This is a genomic window from Nocardia amikacinitolerans NBRC 108937, from assembly GCF_001612615.1.
Lineage (GTDB): Bacteria > Actinomycetota > Actinomycetes > Mycobacteriales > Mycobacteriaceae > Nocardia > Nocardia amikacinitolerans.
The window spans coordinates 30,335-56,303 of the sequence record NZ_BDAU01000019.1 but is presented as its reverse complement, the minus strand read 5'-3'; the positions used below and the strand labels follow the sequence as shown (position 1 = coordinate 56,303).

The window sequence follows — 25,969 nt, the reverse complement described above, 5'->3', positions numbered from 1 at the left end:
GAAGTCCGCACGGGACGGACGCGGAGGACTTGACGGTTTCATGATCGAGATGACACTGCGGGAGATCGCGGAGGTCGTCGGCGGCACGCTGCACGACGTACCCGACCCGGAGGTGCGAGTCACCGGTTCGGTCGAATTCGATTCGCGCCGAATCGGTTCCGGTGATCTCTTCCTCGCCCTGCCGGGCGAGCGAGTCGACGGACACGAGTACGCGGCGGCCGCGGTGGACGCGGGCGCGGTGGCGGTGCTCGCCGCGCGCCCGGTCGGCGTGCCCGCCATCGTGGTGACCCCGAGCCCTGGCACGGTGCCCGCGACTTCCGTTGCGCTGGTCCATGATTCGGACGGCTCCGGCGCCGCGGTGCTGGCCGCGCTCGCCGCACTGGCGCGCGCCAGCGTCGAACGGCTCACCGCCGAGGGCACCCTCACCGTCGTCGGGGTCACCGGTTCCTCGGGCAAGACCTCCACCAAGGATCTGCTCGCCGCGGTGCTCGCGCCGCTCGGCCCTGTCGTCGCGCCGCCCGGTTCGTTCAACAACGAGCTCGGCCACCCCTGGACCGCGCTGCGCGCCGACGAGAAGACGCGCTTCCTGGTGCTGGAGCTCTCCGCGCGCGGACCCGGCCACATCGCCGCGCTCGCGAAGGTGGCGCCGCCGAGCATCGGCGTGGTGCTCAATGTCGGCACCGCGCACCTCGGCGAGTTCGGCAGTCGCGAGGCCATCGCGCAGACCAAGGGCGAACTCGTCGAGGCGCTCCCGGAGACCGGTCTCGCCGTGCTCAACGCCGACGACCAGCAGGTCGCCGCGATGGCGAGTCGGACGAAGGCCAAGGTGGTCCGGGTCGGGCAGGCCGCCAACGCGGACATCAGGGCCACCGACGTGCGCCTCGATTCCGAGGCCCGCGCCGGTTTCACGCTGCACACCCCGGCGGGCAGCACGCCGATCCAGCTGGCCGTGCACGGCGAGCATCAGGTCGGCAACGCGCTGTCCGCCGTCGCGGTCGCGCTGGCCTGCGGCGCCGACCTGGACACCATCGCGCAGGCGCTGTCCGGCGCCCAGCGGGTGTCGGAGCGCCGGATGGACGTGCGCACCACCGCCGATGGCGTCACCGTCGTCAACGACTCCTACAACGCCAACCCCGACTCGGTGCGCGCCGCGCTCAAGGCGCTGGTGACGATGTCGCGCGCGGGCGACAAGCCGCGGCGCAGCTGGGCCGTGCTCGGTGAAATGGCCGAACTGGGCGAGGAGTCGGTGCTCGAGCACGACGGCATCGGCAGGCTCGCGGTGCGCCTCGACGTGGACCGTCTCGTCGTCGTCGGCACCGGAAGGCCCTCCCGCGCGATGCACCAGGGAGCGGTGATGGAAGGCTCATGGGGCGAGGAGTCGGTCCTCGTGCCCGATATCGGCGCGGCCATCGCGCTGCTCGACGACGAGGTCGAAGCGGGCGATGTGGTGCTGGTCAAGGCGTCCAAGTCGGTCGGCCTCTGGGCGGTCGCCGAACACTTGACCGGCGCGGAACGTGCCACGGGGCGCGGGGGCAGTAGCGCGGAGGCAGGGCAGTGAGCGAGCGGAGCGAGCGAACAATGGGCACAGCGGCCGTCGGGTGTACGACGACGCCGAGGATCGGTCGGGCGACGGAGCTGAGCGTCAGCGAGGCGCGGTCGTGAGGCAGATTCTCTTCGCGGCGGCTATCGCGCTGGCGGTGTCGATCCTGCTGACCCCGCTGCTGATCAAGTTCTTCGCCAAGCAGGGCTTCGGCCAGGAGATTCGGGTCGACGGCCCGGCCAGCCACCAGGCCAAGCGCGGCACGCCCACCATGGGCGGCGTCGCCATCCTGATCGGTATGTGGGCCGGTTACCTCGGCTCGCACCTGATCGGCATCGGCTACGACGCCGAGGGACCGACCGCGTCGGGCATGCTCGTCCTCGGACTGGCCACCGCGCTCGGCGCCGTCGGCTTCACCGACGACTTCATCAAGCTGCGCAAGCAGCGCAACCTCGGCCTCACCGCGGCGGGCAAGTACATCGGCCAGATCACCTCGGCCGTCATCTTCGGTGTGCTCGCGCTCCAGTTCCGCGGCGAGAACGGTCTGACGCCCGCGAGCCGCCACCTGTCCTACGTGCGCGACATCAACACGGTGTCGGCCGGGGTGATCATCTTCCTGGCGTTCGTGTGCTTCGTGGTGGTCGCCTGGTCCAACGTCGTGAACCTCACCGACGGTCTGGACGGACTCGCCGCAGGCTCGATGAGCCTGGTGCTCGGCGGCTACGTGATCATCACGTTCTGGCAGTACTACCACGCGTGCGCGACCAAGCCCGAGACCGGTTGCTACAACGTGCGCGACCCGTTGGACCTGGCGCTGGTCTGCGCGGCGGGCGCCGCGGCGTGCATCGGCTTCCTGTGGTGGAACGCCGCGCCCGCCAAGATCTTCATGGGCGACACCGGGTCGCTGGCGCTCGGCGGTCTGCTCGCGGGCATCTCCATCACGACCAGGACCGAGCTGCTGATGATCGTGATGGGCGCGCTGTTCGTCGCGGAGGGCGTGTCGGTGGTGTTGCAGGTGGCGGTCTTCCGCACCACCCGCAACCGGCTGTTCAAGATGGCGCCGTTCCATCATCACTTCGAGCTCAGCAAATGGGCCGAGACGACTGTGATCATTCGATTCTGGCTCTTGGCCGCCATGGCCTCCGCAGTCGGCCTCGGCTTGTTCTACAGCGAATACCTCTCCGCGGTCGGGTGATCTAGCGATGGTCGAACATTCTCCGCGGGCCCTGCGCTCTCCCGGGCCCATGCTCGAATTCCTCAAGGGCCGTGACGTGCTCGTCGCGGGCTGGGGCGTCTCCGGCCGCTCGCTGGTCGAACCGCTGCGCGATATCGGCGCGCATCCGGTGGTCACCGACGCGGGCGCGAAGGCGCTCGCCGAGGCGGCCGAACTCGGCCTGGAAGTAGCCACCTGCGTCGAACTCGAGTCGGCCGATCTGAGCCGCTTCGCGCTGGTGATCACCAGCCCGGGCTGGCGACCCGACTCGCCGGTGCTGGTCTCGGCGGTCACCGAGGGCATCCCCGTGTGGGGCGACGTCGAATTCGCCTGGTGGGTCGATCAAGCCAGGATCTACGGCCCGGTCCGCAAGTGGCTGGTGGTGACCGGAACCAACGGCAAGACCACCACCACCCAGATGACCCACGCCATCCTGCGCGCCGCCGGCATCGCCAGCGTGGCCTGCGGCAATATCGGCACCCCGATCCTGGACGCGTTGCGCCGCAACCCCGGCCCGCAGGTTCTCGCGGTGGAACTGTCCTCGTTCCAGCTGCACTGGGCGCCGTCGGTGCGGCCGGAGGCGGGCGTCGTGCTGAATGTGGCCGAGGATCACCTGGATTGGCACGGCGGCCTGGACGCCTACGCGGCCGCCAAGGCGCGGGCGCTGGTCGGACGGGTCGGCGTGGTCGGCCTGGACGACCCGGTGGCGGCTTCGCTGGCCCGTCGCTCCAAGGCCCGCCGCACCGTCGGCTTCCGCATCGGCGTGCCCGCCGACGGCGAACTCGGCGTGGTGGACGGCAAACTGCTCGACCGCGCGTTCACCAAGGCCGCGATTCTGGCCGAGGTCGGCGACATCAGCCCGCAGGGACCCGCAGGCGTCGCCGACGCGCTAGCCGCCGCCGCGCTGACCAGGGCCATCGACGTGGCGCCGCAGTTCGTCAAGGAGGGGCTGCAGGAGCACAAGGTCGGCCCGCACCGGGCGGCCTTCGTGCGCGAGCTGGCGGGCGTCGATTTCATCGATGACTCCAAGGCCACCAATCCGCACGCTGCGCGGTCCTCGATCCTCGCGCACCCGCACGTCATCTGGATCGCGGGCGGCCAGCTCAAGGGCGCCAACGTGGAGGATCTGATCGAGGAGGTCGCCGACCGGCTCGTCGCCGCGGTGCTCATCGGGTCCGACGCGCCGGTGATCGCGGCCGCGTTGGCGCGACACGCGCCCCAGGTCCCGGTCGTCGAGGTGCGCGCGGGGGACGATGCTGTGATGGCTGACGACCCGTCGAGATCCGACAAGGCCGACGCCGTCATGGCGCAAGCCGTCCGCGAGGCCGCCGGATTCGCCCGCTCGGGCGACACCGTGCTGCTGGCTCCCGCGGCCGCCTCCCTCGACATGTTCGCCGATTACACCCACCGCGGACGCAGTTTCGCCACCGCGGTGCACACGCTGGAAGACGGTGACATCGGGCGGCGGCTATGACGGAGACGACGCGAGCACCCGCCGCCAGGTTCATGGCTTGGCTGGCGCGCCCGCTCGCGTCGTTCCATCTGATCGTCACCATCGCCACCCTGCTGACCGTGCTCGGGCTGGTGATGGTGCTGTCCGCCTCCAGCGTCGAGGCGTATGCCGAGCGCGGGTCGGCGTACTCGCTGTTCGTCCAGCAGGCCATGTTCGCGGCCATCGGCTGCGTGCTGTTCTATGTCGCGCTGCGCATTCCGATGCGCAGGTTGCGGCAGTGGTCGTTTCCGCTTTTCGCGCTGTCGGTGCTCGCGCTGGTGCTGGTGCTGATTCCCGGTATCGGCAGCGAGGTGCAGGGCTCGCGGCGCTGGATCGACCTCGGTCCGGTGTCGGTGCAGCCCTCCGAGATCGTCAAGGTGACGCTGGTGGTGTGGGGCGCGCACCTGCTCGCCTCGCGCCGGTCGGAGCAGGCCGCGCTGAAAGACATTCTGGTGCCGCTGGTTCCGGCGGGCATGCTGGTGTGTCTGCTCGTGGTGCTCGAGCCCAACCTGTCCACCACCATCGCGCTCGGCATCGTGCTCGCCGCGCTGCTGTGGTTCGGCGGGCTGCCGGTGCGGCTGTTCGTCACCATCGCGGTGTCCGGCGTCGTGGCCGCGGCGGTGCTCGCCCTCTCCGCGGGCTATCGCTCGGACCGCATGCGCGCCTTCTTCAATCCCGGCGAGGACCCGCAGGGCATCGGTTACCAGGCGCGGCAGGCGCAGTACTCGCTGGCCGACGGCGGCATCTGGGGCCGCGGGCTCGGGCAGAGCCGGGCCAAATGGAGCTACCTGCCCAACTCGCACAACGACTTCATCTTCGCCATCATCGGCGAGGAGCTCGGTTTCCTCGGCTGCGCGCTGGTGCTCGGGCTGTTCGCGCTGTTCGTCTACACCGGCCTGCGCATCGCCAGCCGCTCGGTGGACCCGTTCCTGCGGTTGCTCACCGCGACCGCGACCACCTGGATCACCGCGCAGGCGCTGATCAACGTCGGTTACGTGGTCGGCTTGCTTCCGGTGACCGGTCTGCAGCTGCCGCTGGTCTCGGCGGGCGGTTCCTCGCTGGCCATCACGTTGTTCATGTTCGGCGTCATCGCCAACGCCGCACGGCACGAGCCGGAGGCGGTGGCGGCGCTACAGGCCGGGCAGGACGGGCGGTTCAGCCGGCTGCTTCGACTACCCAAGCCCGAGGTGTACTCGCCCGCCAAGGCGGAGGCCGCCAGGGCGCGCAACGCCGCCAAGGCCGCCGCGCAGAGAGCAAGGCAAGCCGACCGGTCGCGCCAAGCGCCGCCGCGCCGTGGACAATCCGGCGGGCAGCCGCGACGCCGCTCGCCGGAGAGCAGGGGCACCAGTTCGCTGCGTGCCACCAGGGCTTGGGAGCCGAACTATCCGATGCCACACGCTAGAGAACGGGGAAGATCCAGGTGAATGCGGGACCCGGGAGTACCGCCGACGCAACACAGCGGTCCGCGAAGGGATCCGGGCTTTCGGTGATCGTGGCGGGCGGTGGCACGGCGGGACATGTCGAACCGGCCCTCGCCGTGGCGGATGCGCTGCGGCGCCTCGACGATTCGATCCGAGTGACGGCACTGGGCACCGAGCGCGGTCTGGAGACCCGGCTGGTGCCCGAGCGCGGCTATCCGCTCGAGCTGATCCCACCGGTGCCGTTGCCGCGCAAGCCGACCGCGGATCTGCTGCGGCTGCCCGGCCGGGTGCGCGCCGCGGTGGCCGAGACAAGGGCCGTCATCGACGCGGTGCAGGCCGACGTGATCATCGGCTTCGGCGGTTATGTCGCGCTGCCCGCCTACCTGGCCGCGGGCAAGGGAGTGCTACGGCGCAGGCGCGCGGTGCCGGTCGTCGTGCACGAGGCCAACGCGAAGGCGGGCATCGCGAACAAGGTGGGCGCCCGCCGCGCCGCGCGGGTGCTCGCCGCGGTGCCGGATTCCGGCCTGCCGCGCGCCGAGGTCGTCGGCATCCCGGTCCGCGAGGCCATCACTTCTTTGGATCGCGCGGCGCTGCGCGCCGAGGCCCGCGCGCACTTCGGTCTGCCCGCCGAGGGACCGGTGCTGCTGGTGTTCGGCGGGTCGCAGGGCGCGCGCAGCCTGAACGAGGCGGTGTCGGGGGCCGCGCCGCAGCTGGCGGCGGCGGGCGTCTCGGTGCTGCACGCGCACGGCCCGAAGAACACGCTCGAGGTCGCCGAGGGCGACGACACCGCGCGCTATGTGGCGGTGCCGTATCTGTCCAGGATGGATCTGGCCTACGCCGCCGCCGACGCGGTGGTGTGCCGGTCCGGCGCGATGACGGTCGCCGAGGTGTCCGCCGTCGGCCTTCCCGCGTTCTATGTGCCGCTGCCGCACGGCAACGGCGAACAGGAATTCAATGCCCGTCCCGTGGTCGCGCAGGGCGGTGGCAGAATTGTGCCCGATGCCGAACTGTCCCCGAAGTACGTGATCGACGAGGTGATACCGCTGCTCATGGACTCCGACCGGTTGACCGAGATGGGCCGCGCCGCGGCAGGCGCGGGGCACCGCGACGCCGCCGACGAAGTGGCGCGCATCGTGGTGGAATTGGGGCGCGGCCGATGAGCGACGAGCGTTCGGCACTGCCGCCCGAGCTGGAGCGGGTGCACATGGTTGGCATCGGCGGCGCCGGGATGTCCGGCATCGCCCGCATCCTGCTCTCCCGCGGCGGCGCGGTGTCGGGTTCGGACGCCAAGGAGAGCCGCGGTGTGCTCGCGCTGCGTGCGCGCGGCGCGCAGGTCAACATCGGTCACGACGCGGGCGCGCTCGATCTGCTGCCCGGCGGCCCGACCGCGGTGGTGACCACCTACGCGGCCATCCCGAAGACCAATCCCGAACTGGTGGAAGCGAATCGGCGCGACATCCCGGTGCTGCTGCGCCCGGCGGTGCTTGCCTCGCTGATGCGCGGACACCGCACCCTGCTGGTCTCGGGCACCCACGGCAAGACGTCGACGACCTCGATGCTGATCGTCTCGCTGCAGCACTGCGGCCTCGACCCGTCCTTCGCGGTCGGCGGCGAGCTCAACGAGGCGGGCACCAACGCCCATCACGGCACCGGCGAGGTCTTCGTCGCCGAGGCCGACGAGAGCGACGGCTCGCTGCTGCAGTACGACCCCGACGTCGCGGTGGTCACCAACATCGAGTCCGATCACCTCGACTTCTTCGGAACCGACGCCGCCTACGTGCAGGTCTTCGACGATTTCGCGGACCGGCTCGCCGCGGGCGGCCTGCTGGTGGTGTGCCTGGACGATCCTGGCTCGCGCGCGCTGGCCGAGCGGGTCGGAACCCGTTTGGCGGACAAGGGCGTTCGGGTACTCGGCTACGGCTCCGGCGAACTCGCCGACGCCCCGGTCCCCGTCGGCGTCCGGCTGCACAGCTGGGAGCCGCGCGACGTGGGCGGGCTCGCCCAATTCCAGCTGGCCGACGAACCGGCGCCGCGCACGCTGCGACTCTCGGTGCCGGGGCGGCACATGGCGCTCAACGCGCTTGCCGCGCTGCTCGCCGCGCGTGCGGCGGGCGCCGACGTGGACGAGATCATCCAGGGCCTCGAGGGTTTCGGCGGTGTGCACCGGCGGTTCCAGTTCGTCGGCAGGGAGAACGGCGTGCGGGTCTTCGACGACTACGCCCACCATCCCACCGAGGTGCGCGCGGTGCTCGGCGCCGCGGCCGAACTGGTGCAGCAGGAGGCGCGCGACGGCGCGCGGTCGCGTCAGGGCCGGGTGATCGTGGTGTTCCAGCCGCACCTGTACAGCCGCACCGCCACCTTCGCCGAGGACTTCGGCGTCGCGCTGAGCCTGGCCGACGAGGTCGTCGTGCTGGACGTCTACGGCGCGCGGGAGAAGCCGCTGCCCGGCGTGAACGGCGCGCTCGTCGCCCAGTCGGTCACCAAACCCGTGCACTACCAACCGGATATGTCCCGGGTCGGTCGCCAGGTGGCCGGGCTCGCGCTGCCCGGCGATGTGGTGATCACCATGGGCGCCGGCGACGTCACGATGCTCGGCAGCCAGATACTCGACGGGCTACGGGCGCGTCCCCAGTACGGGCGGTGAGCCGCGATGCGGCAGGGGGGTGAGCGGCGGGCGGCCATTGGCTGGCTCGATCGGTTCGACCTGCTGCGCCGCCCCGGCGGTCCGGCCCGGCTGCGCCGCATGCGGCTGTGGGGATTGCTGGGCGTGTGCGTTCTTACCGTCGTCCTGTTGATCTCCTGGTTCACGCCGGTGCTCTCGGTGCGCACCGTCGAAATCGAAGGACTCGTCGCGGTGCAGGAAGCGCAAGTGCGCGAGCGACTCGAAATACCTTCGGGCCGCTCGATGCTGCGCATCGATACCGACGCCATGGCGCGGCGGGTGGCGAGTATTCCGAAAGTGAGTTCGGCGCGGGTGCAGCGGGTGTATCCGTCGACCGTCAAGGTGACGATTGTCGAGCGGGCGCCGGTGTTGTTCTTCGAGAGTCCGGAAGGCGCGCATCTTCTGGATGCCGAAAGCGTCGAATTCGCCATCGAAGCCGCGCCCATCGGGGTACCGAAGTTGATCACCGAACAACCCGGCGGCGCCGATCCGGTGACCCGCGCCGCGGTGGCGGTGCTCGCGGTATTGCCGCCCGCCCTGAATATCCAGGTGGGCGAGGTTGTCGCACGGTCGATTTCGGATATCTCCTTGAATCTGCACGACGGGCGCACGGTACTCTGGGGCGGTGCGAACGATGCCGAACGCAAGGCGGCCGTGGTGTTGCCGCTGTTGACGCGGGAGGGAACGGTGTTCGACGTGTCGAGCCCGAATCTGGTCACGGTAAAGTGATCGATACCCATTGTGCCCAGGGAATTTTCGGGGGCGCTCTGCCGAGAGGCGCAGGGCCGTCGCCGGGATGGGGCTCGGGGGGCAACCGTCCAACCATACGGTGTGTGGAGTGGCGAACGAGAGGGATCACACAAGATTCTGTCACTCGTGTCGGCGCGCCTGCGCCCGTATCGCGGCGGCTGCGAATAGCGTTCCGCACCAGTCGGATACTTGACATAACGCTAACCCTGTGGTTGAGGTTTAGGGTTTGCCCGGGCCGCGGATCGTGGAGTGAACGGTCCCGGGCGAACAACCGAGGGTGGCCCATAGCGAAATGTCCCGAATCCGAAAATGACAGGCTTTAGATCGAAGGAAGGCGAGAGCCCATGACGCCCCCGCACAACTACCTTGCGGTGATCAAGGTCGTCGGTATCGGCGGCGGCGGCGTGAATGCCGTCAACCGGATGATCGAACAGGGACTCAAGGGAGTCGAGTTCATCGCGGTCAACACCGACGCGCAGGCGCTGCTGATGAGCGATGCCGACGTCAAGCTCGACGTCGGCCGTGAACTCACCCGCGGTCTCGGCGCGGGCGCCGACCCGGAGGTCGGCCGCAAGGCCGCCGAGGACCACAAGGACGAGATCGAAGAGGTGCTCAAGGGCGCCGACATGGTCTTCGTCACCGCGGGCGAGGGCGGCGGCACCGGCACCGGTGGCGCGCCGGTCGTCGCGAGCATCGCGCGCAAGCTCGGCGCGCTCACCATCGGTGTGGTCACCCGGCCGTTCTCGTTCGAGGGCAAGCGCCGCGGCAACCAGGCCGAGGTGGGCATCAACCTGCTGCGCGAGTCCTGCGACACCCTCATCGTCATCCCGAACGACCGGCTCCTGCAGCTCGGCGACGCCGCGGTCAGCCTGATGGACGCCTTCCGCTCCGCCGACGAGGTACTGCTCAACGGTGTTCAGGGCATCACCGACCTGATCACCACCCCCGGCCTGATCAACGTCGACTTCGCCGACGTCAAGAGCGTCATGTCCGGTGCGGGCAGCGCGCTCATGGGCATCGGCTCGGCGCGCGGCGAGGGCCGGTCGGTGAAGGCGGCCGAGGCGGCGATCAACTCGCCGCTGCTCGAGGCATCGATGGACGGCGCGCACGGCGTGCTGCTCTCCATCGCGGGCGGGTCGGACCTCGGTCTGTTCGAGATCAACGAGGCGGCCTCGCTGGTGCAGGAGGCCGCGCACATCGAGGCCAACATCATCTTCGGTACCGTCATCGACGATTCGCTCGGCGACGAAGTGCGGGTCACCGTGATCGCGGCCGGATTCGACGGCGGCGGACCGGCCCGGCGCACCTTCGACCCCGCGACCACCCGCGGCTCGATCGGTTCGGGGCGGGCGGGCGAAATCGGTCAGAGCAGCAGGCCGAGCGAGATCGCCGCGTCCACTCGCAGCGCCGAGACCACCTCGGCGGGCACGTCGAGCAGCGTGACCCGCGGCGCCGTGCCGAGCTACCGGGACAGCGAGCGCGCCCGGCTCGCCGAGCCGACGGTCTCGCACAACAGCCGCTCGCACATTCAGCCCCCCGACGGCGGCGACGACGATGACGACGTCGACGTGCCGTCCTTCATGCGCCGCTGACCCGATCGTCTCGGAGTGCCGGGACGACGGCCGCGCGACGCGAGAGTGTCGCGCGAGGTGAGGTTCGCCGCACGGCGTGCCGCGCCGCGACGCGCCGCACACGCGAATCCGTCGACCGAGCACGGGGATTCGCCGCGCGCGTGGTTCGATGCCCGCTTCGCGAGCCGCCGCGGCACCGTCCGAAGCCACTAGGCTCGGAGGCATGACTGCTGCCCACACACTCACCGTCCGACGGGTCACGACGACCAGGGCGGGCGGCTTCTCCGCCCCGCCCTACGACTCGTTCAACCTCGGCGACCACGTGGGCGACGATCCGGAGGCCGTGCGCCGCAACCGCGAGCGCCTCGCCGCGGGCATCGGCCTGACCCCGGACCGGCTGGTCTGGATGGAGCAGATCCACGGGCGCGCCGTCGAAATCGTCGACGGCCCGCGCCCCGAACCGGTACCTGCCACCGACGCGCTCGTCACGACCGTGCCGAACCTGGCGCTGGTCACGCTCAGCGCCGACTGCGTTCCCATCCTGCTCTCCGACGACGAGGCGGGCGTCGTCGCCGCCGTGCACGCAGGCCGCATCGGCGCGCGCATCGGCATCGTGCCGCGCGTGCTGGACGCGATGGTGTCGGTGGGCGCCAGGCTCGACCGGGTCGGCGCGTTCCTCGGACCGGCTGCCTCGGGCAGGCAGTACGAGGTGCCCGCCGCGATGCGTGACGACGTCGAGAAGCACCTGCCGGGCAGCGCGACGACCACCGTGCGCGGCACGCCCGCGCTCGACCTGCGCGCCGGCATCCGCAGGCAGCTCACCGAGGCCGGGATCGCCGCGGTCGCCGAGGACCCGCGCTGCACCATCGAGGACAAGACGCTGTTCAGCCACCGTCGCGGCGCGCCGACCGGACGCATCGCGGGCGTGATCTGGATCGAGGGGCCGCGATGACCTGGCGCGGTGAGGCGACGGAAACCGTTGTGGCACAGGCCGACGCGCGCACCGCGGAGCTGGCGGACCGGCTCGACGGTCTGCTCGCGCGGATCGACGCCGCGTGCCGTGCGGCGGGGCGCGAGCCGGGTTCGGTGCGGCTGCTGCCGGTGACGAAGTTCTTTCCGGCCGCCGACGTGGCGATTCTGTACGGCCTCGGCCGCAGGGAGTTCGGCGAATCGCGCGAACAGGAAGCCACCGCGAAGGTCGCCGAACTGGGCGACCGCCCGGACATCCGCTGGCACATGATCGGTCGGCTGCAGCGCAACAAGGCGAAAGTGGTCGCGCGCTGGGCACATACCGTGCACTCGGTGGACAGCGAACGCTTGGCAACGGCTCTTGACAGGGGCGCGGTCGCCGCGCTGGAGGCGGGCGAGCGCACCGAGCCGCTGCGGGTGTTGCTCCAGGTGAGCCTGGACGAGGACCCGGAACGCGGCGGCCTCGCCGAAGATGATCTTGGTCGCCTCGCGGATCACATCGCGGCCGCCGAAGGCCTGCAGCTCGGGGGCCTGATGGCGATTCCGCCACTCGACGCGGAGCCTCATAGCGCATTCGCCAGGCTTGCGACTTTGCACACGCGGTTACTCGCCGGTCACCCCGCGGCAACCGAACTTTCCGCAGGTATGTCGGGGGATCTGGAATCGGCGATCGAACACGGCTCGACGGTTGTGCGTGTCGGTACCGCCCTGATGGGCACTCGACCGATAACCTCGGGCTAGCAAAGAAACCTCATCAGTCACATTCGACACATAAGATTGAGACAGACGAGGGCTGAGCAAGACTTCAACACCCGGCCGCCACCGGGGCCGAAGGAAGGTCGACCAGAATGAGCGAGCGCAGCGAGCATGGACTCGACGCAGCCACCATCGTGGTCATCACCGAGTCGAGCGACGGGGAGGGGTAAGTCATGGGCGAGCGTTCAATCGACGCAGCCACCGGTGTCGTCATGACCGGGGCGAGCGACAGCGAGGTGCGGGCATGAGTACGCTGCACAAGTTCAAGGCGTACTTCGGCATGGTGCCGCTCGAGGACTACGAAGACGATTACGTCGACGATCGCGCTCCGCGCGCGAACGAGCGTGGTGGCGCGCGCCCACGCAACTACTCCGACCGCGGCGGCTACGGCGCCGACCGGTACGCCGAAGATCGTTACGGCGCAGACCGTTTCGGCCAGGACCGGTTCGACGAGGACGTCGACTACCCCGAGCCCGCCTACAAGTCGCCCTACCAGGCCGGCTACCCGGCGGCCCGCCGCGACGAGTACGCCGACGAGCCCTACGGCGACGATCGCTACGAGTCGCCGCGGCGTCCCACCCGTATCGATGCGGCCGCGTCGTCCGGCCGGTTCCGCGCGGGCGGCGGCGCAGGCATGTTGCGGGGAGCCACCAGGGGTGCGCTCGCCGTCGATCCCGAGGCCGAGGAGCGGCGGCTGGAGGAGCGCGTGCGCCCCGAGCCCGCGCCAGCTCGCAGGCCGGGGATCTTCGAGGACGGAGGCCCCTTGTCCAAGATCACGACGCTGCGCCCGCGCGATTACAGCGAGGCCCGCATCATCGGCGAGCGTTTCCGCGAGGGAAACCCGGTGATCATGGACCTGGTCGATCTGAGCAACGCCGACGCCAAGCGGCTCGTCGACTTCGCGGCCGGACTGGCGTTCGCCCTGCGTGGCTCGTTCGACAAGGTCGCGACCAAAGTGTTCCTGCTCTCACCTGCCGATGTCGACGTATCGGCCGAGGAGCGGCGCAGGATCGCCGAAACCGGGTTCTACAACCAGAAATAGCGGTCTGATCCGGGGGGTTCGTCGGTCTTGTCGCGCGCGGGGCGGTGTGGTCATTTTGCGCAACGCCGATTTTCGGGCAGAGTGAAGTCGTGGCCTTGTTCGCGGTGCTGTACTTCGTACTGTTCATCTTCTGGCTGTTGCTGATCAGCCGGGTGATCGTCGAGTTCGTTCGTAGCTTCGCCCGTGACTGGCGACCGACCGGTGTCGTTGTCGTCATCCTGGAGGTGATCTTCACGATCACGGACCCTCCGGTGAAACTACTGAGACGGCTGATACCACCGGTGTCCCTGGGGGGAATTCGCCTGGATCTGTCGATTATGGTCCTGCTATTCATCGTCTTCATCCTGATGTCGATCGTGAGCAGGCTCGGCCAACCGGTAGCTCCGGTGTGACAGAATGGGCCAAGATACCTTGCTAGATCTGCTCGATCTCCAAAAGACGCGTGAAGGGATCCTTCCATGCCGCTGACCCCAGCCGATGTGCACAACGTCGCGTTCAGCAAACCGCCGATCGGGAAGCGCGGCTACAACGAGGATGAAGTCGATGCCTTCTTGGATCTCGTGGAGCAGGAGCTCTCGCGTCTGATCGAGGAGAACGCCGACCTGCGTCAGCGGGTCGCCGAACTCGATGCGGAACTGGCCGACGCCAAGAAGAATCGGCAGGCGGCCCCGGCAACCGTCAAGGCCCCGGTACAGCAGGCTCCGCCGCCAGAACCGATCAAACCCCCGGTGCCCGCACCGCCGCCGGCTCCGATGCCCGCGGCCGCGCCCGCGCCGAAGGACGCCCCGGGCGCCGATGCGAACCTGCAGGCGGCCAAGGTGCTCAGCCTCGCCCAGGAGATGGCGGACCGGCTGACCAGCGACGCGAAGACCGAGGCGGAGAACCTGCTCTCCAACGCGCGGGCGAACTCCGAGCGACTGGTCGGCGACGCCAGGACCCGTTCCGAGGCGATGATCGCCGACGCCCGCCAGAAGTCGGACGCGATGCTGTCGGACGCGCAGACCCGTTCGGACAACCAGCTGCGCCAGGCCAAGGAGAAGGCCGACGCGCTGCAGGCCGACGCCGAGCGCAAGCACACCGAGATCATGGCGACCATCACCCAGCAGCGCAGCGTGCTGGAGAGCCGGATCGAGCAGCTCAAGACCTTCGAGCGCGAGTACCGCGTGCGGCTGAAGTCGTACCTGGAGTCGCAGCTCGAGGAGCTGGAGAACCGCGGCTCGGCGGTCCCGGTGGACGGCGGCGAGGCCTTCGCGGACACGAACACCGCGAGCAACCTCGCGCCCGCGTCGTTCGCCAAGGGCGCCAAGTAATCTCGCCCTCGGCGTTCCCCGCGCCGTCGGTCGCGAAAGCAGTTGTTCGAGTAGTCACTACAGGTAAAGTCGAGTCGCCTGGCATGCCCGACGGACCAGCCGGACGACGCGTGTCACAGCCCGTGCATGGCCGTAGCGAAGGCGGAGTTACGCCGAGGGGGTCATCATGCTCGTTCTGACACTCGCCATGGCGGCGATCGGCTTTGCCCTGCTCGTCACGGCGCTGACCACCGGGTCGGTGCTGTGGGCATGGGGGTGCATCGTCGTCTGCGTCATCGGCGCGGTGTTGCTGTTGGTGAGCGCGCTGTCCATGCGCAGGCCGGAGAACGACGCACCACCACCGCCGGGGCGGCACGCCAAACGCTGAGGCCGGGCGCGGGAATATCGTTTGCCCAGGCTGGTTAGAATCGAGACAGAACGGCGTCGATCCGGCCATCACCGGGGAGCCTTCGGAAGAACGGCGCCGAGGCGCTCAGTAGAACCGAACGGGTGAGCCCGTCACAGCTCGCAACGAGTGGTCCGGTGGCCCCGGTGGGGCTGGCCAGGACAAACGGGGTGGTACCGCGGTTTCGGCGCACCGAGCGCCGGGGTCGTCCCCGTGCCAACCACTGATACGCGCCTGCGGCGCGGTGGCACGAGGAGACGCATCCGCGATGGCGGACGACAGCAAGAGCGCATACCCCCGCGTGGATCTGGGCGCAGGCTCCGGGGCGAGCTTCCCCGAGCTGGAAGAACGCGTGCTCGAGGCATGGGCGGCCGACGACACCTTCCGCGCCAGCATCGAGAACCGTTCGGGTGCAGCGGAGTTCGTCTTCTACGACGGCCCGCCCTTTGCCAACGGTCTGCCGCATTATGGTCATTTGCTCACCGGCTATGTGAAGGATTTGATCCCACGTTTCCAGACGATGCGCGGCAAGCGCGTCGATCGGCGTTTCGGATGGGACTGTCACGGCCTTCCCGCGGAAATCGAAGCGGAAAAGCAGCTCGGTATCACGGACAAATCACAGATCGACGCCATGGGGTTGGCGGAATTCAATGCCGCGTGCAAATCCTCGGTGCTGCGCTACACGGGGGAATGGCGCGACTATGTCACCCGCCAGGCCCGCTGGGTGGACTTCGACAACGACTACAAGACCCTCGATCTGGACTTCATGGAGTCGGTCATGTGGGCCTTCAAGTCGCTCTACGACAAGGGGCTGATCTACCAGGGCTTCCGCGTGCTGCCCTACAGCTGGTACGAGCAGACACCGCTGTCGAACCAGGAGACCCGCCTGGACGACGCCTACAAGATGCGCCAGGACCCGGCCGTCACCGTCGACATGGTGTTGCGTGTCGCCGATGACCATCCGCTGCGCGAACTCGACGGCGCCAACGCGCTGATCTGGACCACCACGCCGTGGACCCTGCCGTCCAACCTGGCCATCGCCGTGCACCCGAACGTGCGCTACGTGCACCTGCGCGCCGCCGACGGCAAGCGCTACCTGCTGGCCGCCGAGCGCGTCTCGCACTACGCGCGGGAGTTCGGCGAGGAGCCGCAGGTGCTCGGCGAGTTCGACGGCGCGGCGCTGGTCGGGCTGTCCTACGCGCCGCCCTTCGACTTCTTCGTCGGTCATCCCAACGCGCACCGGGTGCTCGCCGCGGACTACGTGACCACCGATTCCGGTACCGGCATCGTGCACCTGGCTCCCGCCTTCGGTGAGGAGGACATGGAGGTCGCCACGGCCAACGGCATCGAGATCGTGCAGCCGCTGGATCCCGGCGGCAAGTTCACCTCGATGGTGCCGCCGTACGAGGGCCTGATGGTCTTCGACGCCAACCCGGTGATCATCAAGGACCTCAAGGCCGCGGGAAAGCTGTTGCGGCACGAGACGATCGAGCACTCCTACCCGCACAGCTGGCGCTCCGGGCAGCCGCTGATCTACATGGCGGTGCCGTCCTGGTTCGTCGCGGTCACCAAGTTCCGCGACCGGATGGTCGAGCTGAACAAGCAGATCACCTGGGTGCCCGAGCACATCCGCGACGGCCAGTTCGGCAAGTGGCTGGAGGGCGCGCGCGACTGGAACATCAGCCGCAACCGCTACTGGGGCAGCCCGATCCCGGTGTGGGTCTCCGACGATCCGGCCTACCCCCGGGTCGACGTGTACGGCTCGCTGGACGAGCTCGAGCGCGACTTCGGCGTGCGCCCGACCGACCTGCACCGGCCCATGATCGACGAGCTGACCAGGCCCAACCCCGCCGACCCGACCGGCAAGTCGACCATGCGCCGGGTGCCGGAGGTGCTGGACTGCTGGTTCGAGTCCGGCTCGATGCCCTACGCGCAGGTGCACTACCCGTTCGAGAACAAGGACTGGTTCGACGGCCACTTCCCGGGCGACTTCATCGTCGAGTACAACGGGCAGACCCGCGGCTGGTTCTACACCCTGCACGTCCTCTCGACCGCGCTGTTCGACAGCCCTGCCTTCAAAACCGTTGCCGCGCACGGCATCGTGCTCGGTGACGACGGGCTGAAGATGAGCAAGTCGAAGGGCAACTACCCGGACGTGAACGAGGTGTTCCACCGGGACGGATCCGACGCGATGCGCTGGTTCCTGATGAGCTCGCCGATCCTGCGCGGCGGCAATCTCATCGTCACCGAGCGCGGCATCCGCGAGGGCGTCGGCCACGCGCTGCGTCCACTGTGGAACGCGTGGACCTTCCTGCAGCTGTACGCCTCGAAGCCCGGCGTGTGGCGCACCGATTCGCCGCACGTGCTCGACCGCTACATCCTGGCGAAGCTGGCGCAAACCCGCGACGTGATGACCGACGCGCTGGAGGTCTACGACATCGCTGGCGCGTGCGAGGAACTGCGTTCGTTCGCCGACGCGCTCACGAATTGGTATGTGCGCCGGTCGCGTTCGCGCTTCTGGTCGGAGGATCGGGACGCGGTCGTCACCCTGCACACCGTGCTCGAGGTGGTGTCCAGGCTGGCCGCTCCGCTGCTGCCGCTGATCGCCGAGGTGATCTGGCGCGGGCTCACCGGCGACCGCTCGGTGCACCTGGCCGACTGGCCGAAGGAGGGCGAGCTGCCGGAGGATCCAGAGCTGGTCGCCGCGATGGACGAGGTACGCACGGTCTGCTCGACGGTGCTGAGCCTGCGCAAGGCCAAGAACCTGCGGGTGCGCCTTCCGCTGGCCGAGGTGACCATCGCGGCGGGCGACGCCGAGCGGCTGCGCCCGTACGCCGACATCATCGCCGACGAGGTCAACGTCAAGAAGGTCGACCTGACCACCGACGTCGCCGTGCACGGTCGCTTCGAGCTGGCGGTGAACGCCCGGGCCGCGGGTCCGCGCCTCGGCAAGGACGTGCAGACGGTGATCAAGGCGGTCAAGGCGGGCGAGTGGTCCGAGGACGCCGACGGTGTCGTCAGCGCCGCCGGAATCACCTTGCTCCCCGAGGAATACACCCAGCGACTGGTCGCCGCCGAGCCCGAGTCCACCGCGGCGCTGCCCGGTAACGCGGGTCTGGTGGTGCTGAACTCGGCGGTCACCGAGGAGCTGGAGGCCGAGGGCTGGGCCCGCGACCTGATCCGCGACCTCCAGGAGACCCGCAAGTCCCTCGGCTTGGACGTCTCCGACCGGATCACCGTGGTCCTCGAGGTCCCCGCCGAGCGCCTGGCCTGGGCCCAGACCCACCGCGATCTGATCGCGGGCGAAATCCTCGCCACCGCCCTCGATTTCGGCCCCGCAGGCACCGACGCCGCCGAACTCGTCGGTGACGTCAAGGCCGCGGTCACCAAGGCCTGAGCCGATCGTCGGGGTGGGCGTATCCGTCCACCCCGACGACCCGACTCGATCTAGCGCAGCGGTAGTGATTTAGATCACACGCTGATGATTTGCTGGAAACCTCTCCTGTTTCCGGAAAGCCCGGCAGAATCGGGCCTGTTGCTGTTGGTACGCAGATCGATCAGTGGTGCCGCAGTGATTCTCGTGAGGCATGTTCTACCTGAGGTGCGCTGTTCGGCGGTGTGCGGCCGGATGGGCGCGGAGGTCTGCGGCTTCGCTCGATGACGGGCGGTGCCGCGCGTCAGCGAGGCCGCTCGTCGCGGCTTGTTTGCCGGACCGACAGGAGAGGTGCGTTTCGTGATCGGAAAAGTGTTGCGCCGACTGCTCGTCGGCCTTGTCGTCACCACGATCGTCAACCTGTTGCTTGCCGGACCCGCCTGGTCCGACACCCGCGGCATCTCCGGCAGCGCCGGTTCGTCCGGCTCCGGAAGTTCGAGCGGCTCGGCGGCGCTGCCGCTGCCGAGTCCACGCGGCCTTGCCGCACTCGCCATCGCCACGACCCAGACCGGCAAGCCCTACGTCTGGGGCGGCACCGGCCCGCACGGCTGGGACTGCTCCGGGCTCGTCCAGTGGGCGTTTCGGCAGGTCGGCGTCGACATGCCGAGGACGACCTGGCAGCAGGCGACCGTGGGCGTCCCCGTCCCGGTCCGCGCGATGGCGCCGGGCGATGTCGTCGTGCTGAACGACGACGGCTCGCACGTCGGCATCTACGCGGGCTTCGGGCAGATCTTCAACGCCTACGGCCGTGGCGTCCCGGTCGGCCTCTCGCCGATCAAGCAGTTCACGATCTACGCCGTCCGTCGGTTCTGACGGCGCGAAAACCGTTGTGGTTCAGGCGAGGTGGTCGGTGGCCAGCTCGCGAAGCAGCGGGCCGTACTCCGGATTCGCCAGCGCGGAGGCGAACTGTGCGACCAGGTAGTCGCCCGGATTGCCGGTGTCGTACCAGCGGCCGCGAATCACCTGACCGAACACCGGATTCTCCGAGGCGTGCACGTTGATGGCGTCGGTCAGGTAGACCTCGCCGGTGCGGTGCTCGTACCAGGCCGCGGTCTGCCTGCGCAGCTCGTCGATGATCCCGGGGGTCACCACGTAGCCGCCGATGGCGGCGTAGGCGGACGGCGCGTCCTCGGGCTTGGGCTTCTCCATCAGGCCGGTGATGCGCAGCAGACCGTTGCCCTGATCGTCGGCGACGACCGGAACGCCGTAGCGCTTGGACTCGGCGGGGTCCATCGGCATCAGCGCGAGCACCGGCGCCGCGGTGGCCTCGTAGGCGTCGATGAGCTGCTGGGCGCGCGGCACCTCGGCAACGAACACGTCGTCGGGCCAGAGCACGAGCATCGGCTCGTCACCGGCGTTGCGGGCGGCGTTGAGCACGGGGGTGCCGTTGCCGTAGGGGCCGTGCTGGTCCAGGTAGGTGATGTGGCCGAGGCGGGACAGTTCCCCGACCTCCTCGACGGCGTCGGCGTAAGCGGTCTTTCCGTCCGCGCGCAACTGCGCAACGAGAGCCGGATTGGGGCGGAAGTGGTCCTGGATCAACGACTTTCCGCCGCTGACCACGATGGTGATATCGGTGATGCCGGAGGCGACCAGCTCGCGGACGGTGTGCTCGATGACCGGCTTGTCGCCGACCGGCAGCATCTCTTTCGGGATGGCCTTGGTCAGCGGGAGCAACCGGGAGCCGATACCGGCCGCCGGGATGACTGCCTTACGGATCTTCATGCGTCCGATCATCACATACGAACCGGCGGGCAAGGCGCGATCCCCGTCGTTCGTTGCCGTGTCGAAAAACCTGGCGCGCGATGTATCCGCCCAGGTCAAGGCCGCTGGATCGCAGAATCGGCGGCTGCCGGGACGCTCCGCAGATCCGCAGCAATCGATCAGGCAACACCCAGCCGCCGCGGCGGCGGACCTGTCGGTGGGTTGGCGTAGATTCCGGTCGTGCGGACGGATCGGGCGACGGAAAGGGCGGCGGTCGGCCGCACCTCCAGGCGCTGGGTGCTGCATATAGATATGGACGCCTTCTTCGCCTCGGTCGAGCAGCTGACCCGCCCGACCCTGCGCGGCCGTCCGGTGCTCGTCGGTGGAACCGGAGGACGCGGTGTCGTGGCGGGGGCCAGTTACGAGGCGCGGGTCTTCGGCGCGCGTTCCGCGATGCCGATGCACCAGGCCAAGCGCCTGGTCGGGGTCACCGCCGTGGTGGTGCCGCCGCGCGGCGCGGTCTACGGGGTGGTCAGCGGGCGGGTGTTCGAGGCGCTGCGCAGCCGCATCCCGGTGCTGGAGACGCTCTCGTTCGACGAGGCGTTCGGCGAACCGGAGGAACTGGCCGGCGCCGACGCGGATCGGGTCTACGAATTCTGCGCGGAGCTGCGCGCGCTGGTGCGCGAGCGCACCGGGCTTGTCGCCTCGGTCGGCGCGGGCAGTGGGAAGCAGCTCGCCAAGATCGCCTCCGGCCTGGCCAAACCCGACGGCATCCGGGTGGTCGCGCCCGACGAGCAGCAGGCACTGCTCGCCGGTCTTCCGGTGCGCAAGCTGTGGGGGATCGGCCCGGTCGCCGAGGGCAGGCTGCGTTCGCTCGGCATCGAGACGGTCGGTGCCTTCGCCGCGCTGCCCGAATCCGAAGCCGTGTCGTTGCTCGGCGGCAGCGTCGGGGCGGCGCTGCACCGGCTGGCCCGCGGCATCGATGACCGGCCGGTCGCCGAGCGCGCCGAGGCCAAGCAGATCAGCGCCGAGAACACCTACGAGACCGACATCGTCACCCTGGCCCAGCTGCGTCCCGCGATCGAGACCATGGCCGCGGCCGCGCACGCCAGGCTCGGCAAGGACGGCCGTGCCGCGCGCACCGTGGTGCTGAAGCTGAAGAGGTCGGATATGAGCGTGGTGACGCGCTCGTTCACGCTGCCCTACGCCACCACCGACCTGGCCACGCTCACCACCGCCGCCCAGCGGTCGGCCATCGATCCCGCCGAGCTCGGCCCGATTCGCCTGGTCGGCGTCGGCTTCGGCGGGCTGTCCACGGTGCGGCAGGAATCGCTCTTTCCGGAGCTGGACCAGAGCCCGGCCGACGACGCGCTCGATCCCGAATGGGAGTCGAGCGAGCCCGCGGCGCCCGCCGCCGAGCCGAGCCCGGCCGCGCGCCTCTGGTATCCGGGAATGGATGTGGCGCACCCGGATCACGGCCACGGCTGGGTGCAGGGAGCGGGGCACGGCGTGGTCACCGTGCGCTTCGAGACCAGCTCGACAGGGCCGGGCCCGGCGCGTACCTTCAGCGCCGACGACATCAGTCTGTCCCGGGCGGACCCGCTCGGCAGTCTCGAGTGACCGGTAGCCTGATGCCTCGGGCAGTGCCGCCGGTTCCTGGTGGACGCTGCCGCGGTTACGACACGGACCCCTCCTCGAACGCAAAGGACGAGCAGTTGAAGCTTCGTACGACTGGACGCATCGCGATCGCTGGCCTCGCCATCGTTGCCTCCCTGGGCCTGACCGCCTGCGGTGGCGACGACTCGAGCGACACCGCCAAGACGACCAAGACGACGACCAGCGCCAAGGCCACCACCGCTCAGGCGAACCTGCCCGCGGTGCCGACCGTGGCGGAGCTGAACGCGCAGCTGCAGAAGGCGCTCGACCCGGCGGTGCCGAACTCGGAGAAGCTGGAGATGGTGCAGGGCGCCGAGGCCGACCCGGAGCTGCCCGCCCGCCTGTCCGAGGCGTACAAGTCGACCGGCGCCACCGTCGAGGTCACCGAGGTGACCGCGTTCGGTGACACCATCAACGCCAAGGCCAAGATCGTGCTGAACGGCCAGGAGAACATCGCCGACGTGCCGTTCGTCGCCGAGGAAGGCAAGTGGAAGGTCCAGAAGGCGTGGGCCTGCCAGATGCTGACCGCGCTCGGCCAGCAGTCGACCGCCTGCGCCTGATTCGCGGTGTCGCGGCCCGGCCTTCGAACCGGGCCGCGTATCCGGCGGACGAGTTCGTCCGCCGAACCCGTGTGTCCGCGAGAAATCGCAGGTCGGCCACCCGATTCGGCCGCGCGCCGTACCGCAGCGCGGGCGTCGGGTTTCGCTCTCAGATTCGATCGTTACTATCTGGCCTCGTGGCTGACACGATGGTGTGGGCGGGGCAGACGTCCGTCGAGGATTCCAGAGACGGGACGGCACAACGGAATACGAGCGGGGGATGGGCGCGGCCCGTCGCTTTGATCGCGGCGTTGATCGGCGCGCTGTGCGCGGTGGCCGTTCCCTTGCTCCCGATCCGGGTGGACGAGGCGACGCTGTCCTGGCCGCAAGCGGGCTCGGCGCGCAGCGTCGAAGCGCCTTTGATCGCCTACGCGCCGTCGACCTTCGACGCCACCCTGCCGTGCACGGCCATCCAGCAGCTCGCCGTCAACGGTGGCACGCTCGCCGCCACCGCGCCCAACGGCGCGCCGGACCGCGAGCGCTACGGCTTTCTCGCGCGGGTGACGACGCCCACCGCCGACGCGCCCGCCCGGCTCGACGTGATCCTGCGCAACCAAGCGCTGCTCAGCACGCCGGTCGACCAGCTGCCCGCCGGGTGCGAACTCGTCGTGCACGCCGACACGACCACGGCGACCGCGAGCATGGGCGGATTCGAGGCGCCAGGCTTCCCGGTGACGCTCACCGGTGACTACCGCCCGCAGCTGGTCGGCATCTACAGCGATCTGGCCGCAGCGGACGGCGCGACCGTCACCGCGGCCTTGGACACCCGCTTCACCTCCAGCCCGACGCCCCTCAAGCGGGCCGTCATCTGGCTCGCCGTGCTGGCCACCCTCGTCGCGCTGGTCGCCCTCTACCGGATCGACCGCGAGGACGGCAGGCGAACCCACCGACTGCTGCCGCAGCGCTGGTGGACGTTCTCGGTGCTCGACGGCGTTGTGCTCGGCGTGCTGGTGCTCTGGCACTTCATCGGCGCAACCACCTCCGACGACGGTTACCAGTTCGGCATGGCGCGCGCGTCCGGCGCGGCGGGCTACATGTCCAACTACTTCGCCTACTTCGGCGTCCCCGAAAACCCGATCGGCACACCGTATTACGACCTGATCCGGATCATGGCCGAGGTGACGACCGCCAGCCCGTGGGTCCGCCTGCCCGCGCTGGCCTGCGGCGTGCTGCTGTGGCTGGTGCTGAGCCGCGAGGTGGTGCCGCGACTCGGTGTCGGGGTGCGGCACAGCAAGATCGCGCTGTGGACCGGCGCGCTCGGCTTCCTCGCGGTGTGGCTGCCCTACGACAACGGCCTGCGCCCCGAACCGCCAGTCGCGCTTGGACTGCTGCTCACCTGGTGTTCGATGGAGCGCGCGATCGCCACGCGGCGCTTGCTGCCCGCCGCGCTCGCCGTTCTGATCGCGGCGTTCACCGTCACCGCGGGTCCGTCCGGCCTCATCTGTATCGCCGCGCTGCTGTCCGGCCTGCGTCCGGTCGCCAGGATCGTGATGGGCAAGGTGGGCTCGGGGACCCTGCGGCAGCGCGTGCTCGGCTACGCGACCCTGCTCGCGCCGCTCGGCGCGGCCGGTGTGGTCGTGCTCGCGATCGCGTTCGCCGACCAGCCGCTGTCCGCCGCCTTCGAGATGCAGCGGGTGCACCACGACATCGGTCCCGACGTGCCGTGGTTCCAGGAATATCTGCGCTACCAGTACCTCTTCCAGGGCGAGGTCGACGGTTCGGTCGGCCGCCGAATCGGCATTCTCGCGATGCTGATCGGCATCGTGGTGTGCGTCGCCGTGCTGTTGCGCAAGGGCGGGCGCATTCCGCTGACCGCCGCAGGCCCGTCCCGGCGCATCCTCGGGACCACCGCGGGCGCCCTGCTGCTGATCATGGTCACGCCGACCAAGTGGACCCACCACTTCGGCGTGTTCGCCGGTGTCGCCGGGTGCGTCGCGGTGCTGACCGCCATGGCGGTGGGCCCCAAGGTGCTTCGGTCGCCGCGCAATCGCGCGCTGTTCGCGGCGCTGATCGCGTTCCTGCTCGCGCTGGTGTTCTCCGGGCCCAACGGCTGGTGGTACGTCTCCGCGTACGGCATGCCGTGGTGGGACAAGCCGCCGTCGGTGGCCGGGATCATGCTGAACGACCTGTTCCGGCTGCTCGCGGTCGCGCTGCTCGCGGTGGCCGCTTGGTGGCATGTGCACGCGCCGGAACCCGGTACCCCGCAGCGGGTTTCGCGGCTCGGGTGGCGGGTGTCGCTGCTGCCTCCGTTGACCGTCGCGCTGGCGCTGCTCGTCGTGTGGGACATCGGCTCCTTCGCCAAAGCCGCGGTGGCGCAGGGCAAGTCGTTCTCGCTGGCGCGCTCGAACATCGAGGCGGTGACGGGCAAGCCGTACGGGCTCGCTGGCCACGTCCTGGTGGAGACCGATCCGAACGAGGGGATGCTCGCGCCGCTGACCGGCGACGCGCAGACCACGCTCGCGGGCAACGCGACCGGCTTCACGACGGGCGGGGTGGCCGAGGATCTGCGGCCCGACGACGAGGGCAGCAGCTCGACCGGCAGCATCGCCGACGCGCTCGCCACCAAGTCGTCCTCCGAGGAGGAAGCCGGAACCGCCACCGCCGCATTGCCTTTCGGTCTGGACCCGGCCCGTGTCCCGGTGCTCGGCAGCTACCGTTCCGGTGACGCGGGCCCGGCCGAGCTGACCACCGGCTGGTACCGGCTGCCCGATCCGGGCGACCGCGCCGGGATCATCGCGCTGAGCGCCGCGGGCCGGATCTGGTCGGTGGACGCCGACGGTGTCGTGACGCCCGGCCAGTCGTTGCAGATCGAGTACGGCGCAACGGATTCCGCGTCCAGCGCGCAGCCGATGGGCCGGGTCGTCCCGATCGACATCGGACCGGCGCCGTCCTGGCGCAACCTGCGGGTGCCGTTCGCCGACATTCCGGCGCAGGCCGACGTGATCCGGCTGGTCGCCGTCGACCGCGATCGCAACCCGAAGCAGTGGCTGGCGGTGACGCCGCCGCGGGTGCCGCGAACCAAGACACTGAACGAAGTGGTCGGCACGACGACCGCCCTGGTGGACTGGATGGTCGGCCTGCAATTCCCCAACCAGCGCCCCTACGACCACCGCCACGGCATCGCGGAGATCCCGGGCTACCGCATCCTGCCCGACCGCCCCGGCGCCGCCGTCACCAACCTGTGGCAGAGCCACGACAGCGGCGGCCCGCTCGGCTGGAGCGGAATGCTGTTGCGCGCACGGACATTGGCCACGTATCTGAACGAGGACTGGGACCGCGACTGGGGTGAACTCCAGCTGTTCACGCGCATCGATGACAGCGCCGTTCCGGCCGAACCCGCGATCGTCCAGCGGGATCGCTCCGGGCTGTGGAGCCCTGGGCCTATCAACACGAACTACTGACGCCACCGGGCGCGCATCCATGCGGATGCGCGCCCGGATCTGGTGTTCGGAGGTCGCCCAGACGCAGC

General features: G+C 69.6%; 20 protein-coding genes. 19 read left to right on the top strand and 1 reads right to left on the bottom strand.

The features are described 5' to 3' along the window. The first annotated feature begins 40 nt into the window (after nt 1–40). The 16 genes from NAM01S_RS15565 (at nt 41) to NAM01S_RS15490 (ending at nt 19,357) form a co-directional block, all read left to right on the top strand. Complete coding sequence (locus NAM01S_RS15565) at nt 41–1,558, top strand: UDP-N-acetylmuramoyl-tripeptide--D-alanyl-D-alanine ligase (RefSeq protein ID WP_067785758.1); 1,518 nt, start codon at nt 41–43, stop codon at nt 1,556–1,558. Nucleotides 1,559–1,658: 100 nt separating this feature from the next. Further along, entirely contained in the window at nt 1,659–2,735 is a 1,077-nt protein-coding gene (gene mraY, locus NAM01S_RS15560; RefSeq protein WP_067786151.1) for a phospho-N-acetylmuramoyl-pentapeptide-transferase, read from the top strand. 49 nt (nt 2,736–2,784) lie between these two features. Then, nucleotides 2,785–4,227, top strand: a complete 1,443-nt coding sequence (murD, locus tag NAM01S_RS15555) for a UDP-N-acetylmuramoyl-L-alanine--D-glutamate ligase (protein WP_067785755.1) — start codon at nt 2,785–2,787, stop codon at nt 4,225–4,227. Then, a complete protein-coding gene (gene ftsW / locus NAM01S_RS15550; protein ID WP_067785752.1) occupies nt 4,224–5,669 on the top strand; it encodes a putative lipid II flippase FtsW in 1,446 nt (481 codons plus the stop codon). The genes murD and ftsW overlap by 4 nt, the downstream gene beginning before the upstream one ends. Next, complete coding sequence (gene murG, locus NAM01S_RS15545; protein WP_067785749.1) at nt 5,666–6,826, top strand: undecaprenyldiphospho-muramoylpentapeptide beta-N-acetylglucosaminyltransferase; 1,161 nt, start codon at nt 5,666–5,668, stop codon at nt 6,824–6,826. The genes ftsW and murG overlap by 4 nt, the downstream gene beginning before the upstream one ends. Further along, nucleotides 6,823–8,310, top strand: a complete 1,488-nt coding sequence (gene murC, locus NAM01S_RS15540) for a UDP-N-acetylmuramate--L-alanine ligase (protein ID WP_067785746.1) — start codon at nt 6,823–6,825, stop codon at nt 8,308–8,310. The genes murG and murC overlap by 4 nt, the downstream gene beginning before the upstream one ends. Before the next feature lie 6 nt (nt 8,311–8,316). Further along, a complete protein-coding gene (locus NAM01S_RS15535; RefSeq protein WP_084482970.1) occupies nt 8,317–9,057 on the top strand; it encodes a cell division protein FtsQ/DivIB in 741 nt (246 codons plus the stop codon). Nucleotides 9,058–9,422: 365 nt separating this feature from the next. Further along, on the top strand, nt 9,423–10,670 hold the full coding sequence (ftsZ, locus tag NAM01S_RS15530) for a cell division protein FtsZ (RefSeq protein WP_067785743.1): 1,248 nt from the start codon (nt 9,423–9,425) through the stop codon (nt 10,668–10,670). 202 nt (nt 10,671–10,872) lie between these two features. Beyond that, nucleotides 10,873–11,601: a peptidoglycan editing factor PgeF gene (pgeF, locus tag NAM01S_RS15525; RefSeq protein ID WP_067785740.1), complete on the top strand. Its 729-nt coding sequence runs from the start codon at nt 10,873–10,875 to the stop codon at nt 11,599–11,601. Next, complete coding sequence (locus tag NAM01S_RS15520; protein WP_067785737.1) at nt 11,598–12,359, top strand: YggS family pyridoxal phosphate-dependent enzyme; 762 nt, start codon at nt 11,598–11,600, stop codon at nt 12,357–12,359. Before pgeF ends, NAM01S_RS15520 begins: the two co-directional genes overlap by 4 nt. A gap of 259 nt (nt 12,360–12,618) precedes the next feature. After that, on the top strand, nt 12,619–13,416 hold the full coding sequence (locus NAM01S_RS15515) for a cell division protein SepF (RefSeq protein ID WP_067785734.1): 798 nt from the start codon (nt 12,619–12,621) through the stop codon (nt 13,414–13,416). A gap of 89 nt (nt 13,417–13,505) precedes the next feature. Further along, nucleotides 13,506–13,808 (top strand): YggT family protein, encoded by a 303-nt coding sequence (locus NAM01S_RS15510; protein ID WP_067785731.1) that lies wholly within the window; start codon nt 13,506–13,508, stop codon nt 13,806–13,808. Between the two features lie 66 nt (nt 13,809–13,874). Then, a complete protein-coding gene (gene wag31 / locus NAM01S_RS15505) occupies nt 13,875–14,726 on the top strand; it encodes a DivIVA-like cell division protein Wag31 (RefSeq protein ID WP_067785728.1) in 852 nt (283 codons plus the stop codon). A gap of 166 nt (nt 14,727–14,892) precedes the next feature. After that, nucleotides 14,893–15,093 (top strand): hypothetical protein, encoded by a 201-nt coding sequence (locus tag NAM01S_RS15500; RefSeq protein ID WP_067785725.1) that lies wholly within the window; start codon nt 14,893–14,895, stop codon nt 15,091–15,093. A 286-nt stretch (nt 15,094–15,379) separates the two neighbouring features. Further along, a complete protein-coding gene (ileS, locus tag NAM01S_RS15495) occupies nt 15,380–18,508 on the top strand; it encodes an isoleucine--tRNA ligase (RefSeq protein WP_067785723.1) in 3,129 nt (1,042 codons plus the stop codon). A 336-nt stretch (nt 18,509–18,844) separates the two neighbouring features. Next, a complete protein-coding gene (locus NAM01S_RS15490; RefSeq protein WP_372511669.1) occupies nt 18,845–19,357 on the top strand; it encodes an NlpC/P60 family protein in 513 nt (170 codons plus the stop codon). A 21-nt stretch (nt 19,358–19,378) separates the two neighbouring features. Here NAM01S_RS15490 and NAM01S_RS15485 read toward each other — a convergent pair whose 3' ends face one another. Continuing rightward, nucleotides 19,379–20,266 carry a UTP--glucose-1-phosphate uridylyltransferase gene (locus NAM01S_RS15485; protein WP_084482998.1) on the bottom strand — a complete coding sequence of 296 codons (888 nt, stop codon included), beginning with the start codon at nt 20,264–20,266 and terminating at the stop codon, nt 19,379–19,381. Between the two features lie 291 nt (nt 20,267–20,557). Between NAM01S_RS15485 and NAM01S_RS15480 the strand changes: the two genes are divergently transcribed. The 3 genes from NAM01S_RS15480 (at nt 20,558) to NAM01S_RS15470 (ending at nt 25,901) form a co-directional block, all read left to right on the top strand. After that, entirely contained in the window at nt 20,558–21,865 is a 1,308-nt protein-coding gene (locus tag NAM01S_RS15480; protein WP_157107762.1) for a DNA polymerase IV, read from the top strand. Between the two features lie 95 nt (nt 21,866–21,960). Beyond that, nucleotides 21,961–22,461: a WKL family lipoprotein gene (locus NAM01S_RS15475; protein ID WP_067785720.1), complete on the top strand. Its 501-nt coding sequence runs from the start codon at nt 21,961–21,963 to the stop codon at nt 22,459–22,461. A gap of 188 nt (nt 22,462–22,649) precedes the next feature. After that, nucleotides 22,650–25,901, top strand: a complete 3,252-nt coding sequence (locus NAM01S_RS15470) for an arabinosyltransferase domain-containing protein (RefSeq protein WP_067785717.1) — start codon at nt 22,650–22,652, stop codon at nt 25,899–25,901. Nucleotides 25,902–25,969: the final 68 nt, after the last annotated feature.

What these genes read in the sequence shown, in the direction of transcription:
- NAM01S_RS15565 (WP_067785758.1), top strand. Translation starts at nt 41, where the DNA reads ATGATCGAGATGACACTGCGGGAGATCGCGGAGGTCGTCGGCGGCACG.
- murD (WP_067785755.1), top strand. Translation starts at nt 2,785, where the DNA reads ATGCTCGAATTCCTCAAGGGCCGTGACGTGCTCGTCGCGGGCTGGGGC.
- ftsW (WP_067785752.1), top strand. Translation starts at nt 4,224, where the DNA reads ATGACGGAGACGACGCGAGCACCCGCCGCCAGGTTCATGGCTTGGCTG.
- murC (WP_067785746.1), top strand. Translation starts at nt 6,823, where the DNA reads ATGAGCGACGAGCGTTCGGCACTGCCGCCCGAGCTGGAGCGGGTGCAC.
- NAM01S_RS15535 (WP_084482970.1), top strand. Translation starts at nt 8,317, where the DNA reads ATGCGGCAGGGGGGTGAGCGGCGGGCGGCCATTGGCTGGCTCGATCGG.
- ftsZ (WP_067785743.1), top strand. Translation starts at nt 9,423, where the DNA reads ATGACGCCCCCGCACAACTACCTTGCGGTGATCAAGGTCGTCGGTATC.
- pgeF (WP_067785740.1), top strand. Translation starts at nt 10,873, where the DNA reads ATGACTGCTGCCCACACACTCACCGTCCGACGGGTCACGACGACCAGG.
- NAM01S_RS15520 (WP_067785737.1), top strand. Translation starts at nt 11,598, where the DNA reads ATGACCTGGCGCGGTGAGGCGACGGAAACCGTTGTGGCACAGGCCGAC.
- NAM01S_RS15515 (WP_067785734.1), top strand. Translation starts at nt 12,619, where the DNA reads ATGAGTACGCTGCACAAGTTCAAGGCGTACTTCGGCATGGTGCCGCTC.
- wag31 (WP_067785728.1), top strand. Translation starts at nt 13,875, where the DNA reads ATGCCGCTGACCCCAGCCGATGTGCACAACGTCGCGTTCAGCAAACCG.
- NAM01S_RS15500 (WP_067785725.1), top strand. Translation starts at nt 14,893, where the DNA reads ATGCTCGTTCTGACACTCGCCATGGCGGCGATCGGCTTTGCCCTGCTC.
- ileS (WP_067785723.1), top strand. Translation starts at nt 15,380, where the DNA reads ATGGCGGACGACAGCAAGAGCGCATACCCCCGCGTGGATCTGGGCGCA.
- NAM01S_RS15485 (WP_084482998.1), bottom strand. Translation starts at nt 20,266, where the DNA reads ATGAAGATCCGTAAGGCAGTCATCCCGGCGGCCGGTATCGGCTCCCGG.
- NAM01S_RS15480 (WP_157107762.1), top strand. Translation starts at nt 20,558, where the DNA reads ATGGACGCCTTCTTCGCCTCGGTCGAGCAGCTGACCCGCCCGACCCTG.
- NAM01S_RS15470 (WP_067785717.1), top strand. Translation starts at nt 22,650, where the DNA reads ATGGTGTGGGCGGGGCAGACGTCCGTCGAGGATTCCAGAGACGGGACG.